Genomic DNA, 1,172 nt, shown 5'->3' with positions numbered 1-1,172 from the left:
TCGATATGGAAAGCATCATCAAGCAAATCCCCCTGCCGATGAGCTTCTATGCCTTCCGCAGTGTGGCGACGGAAGTGATTCTGTTTGTCCATAATTTCATCGTCTATATCGGCGTTGCGCTGTTTTTCGAGATCAAGCTCGATTGGAGCGTGTTGCTCGCCCTGCCCGCCTTTGCGCTGCTGGTGCTGAATGCTGTGTGGGTGGTGATCGTGCTCGGCACGCTCTGCCTGCGCTACCGCGACATGATTCCGATCATCACCAACCTCACGCAAATCGCCTTTCTGGTGACGCCGGTGATCTGGGCTGCCGATTTGGTGAAGGACCGGCGCATGATTGTGGACGCCAACCCGTTTCATCATCTCGTCGAAATTCTGCGCGCGCCCTTGCTGGGCAAAGCCATCGATCCGCTGAACTGGTGGGTTGTCGGTGGCCTCGCCGTTGGGGGCTGGATCCTTGCTTTTCTCTGCGTCGGCTTTACCAAGCGCCGCATGCCCTATTGGCTTTAGCTCATGGCCGATATTCTTCTCGAAAACGTCACCATCGATATTCCGGTTTTCACTGCCGAAAACCGCTCCTTGCGCAAAAGCCTGCTGCGGCTTGGCGGCGGCAATAGCCGCCTGAAGCAGGAGAGCGGGCATGTGGTGGCGCGGGCGCTGAATAAGATCAATCTGCACCTGAAAGACGGCGACCGGCTCGGCCTCGTCGGCGTCAATGGCGCGGGGAAAACCACTCTCTTGCGAGCGCTGGCGGGCACCTATCCGCCGGTCAGCGGGCGCATCCGCGCGCAGGGGCGCATCGCCTCCTTACTCGATGTGTCGTTGGGCCTCGATTACGAACTGTCCGGCCTGCAGAATATCTATCTGAAGGGCATGTTCCACGGCCTGAACCGCCGCGCCATCGATGCGCGGCTGGATGAGGTGATCGATTTCGCCGATTTGGGCGAGTTCATCAATCTGCCGGTGCGCACCTATTCGTCGGGCATGGTGCTGCGCCTCGCCTTCTCCATCATCACCAGCATGGAGCCGGATATTATTCTGATGGATGAATGGGTCAGCGTCGGCGATTCCCATTTCATCGAGCGCGCCACCGAGAGGCTGGAAAGCTTTGTCGGCAAATCCAGTATTCTCGTGCTGGCCTCCCACTCGGAAGACCTCATCCGCAAGGTCTGTAAC

At 58.4% G+C, this 1,172-nt stretch carries 2 protein-coding genes; both read left to right on the top strand.

The window, feature by feature from the left end; translation table 11 throughout:
• The coding region (locus VZ95_RS18970; RefSeq protein ID WP_045777252.1) for an ABC transporter permease at window positions 1–506 on the top strand (506 nt) is incomplete at its 5' end.
• A gap of 3 nt (window positions 507–509) precedes the next feature.
• The coding region (locus VZ95_RS18965) for an ABC transporter ATP-binding protein (protein ID WP_045777251.1) at window positions 510–1,172 on the top strand (663 nt) is incomplete at its 3' end.

Origin of the sequence: Elstera litoralis (assembly GCF_000963705.1) — a bacterium.
In the GTDB taxonomy this organism is placed as follows: Bacteria; Pseudomonadota; Alphaproteobacteria; order Elsterales; family Elsteraceae; genus Elstera; species Elstera litoralis.
The sequence above is the reverse complement of the archived record's forward strand: the minus strand, read 5'-3'. Positions and strand labels throughout refer to the sequence as shown.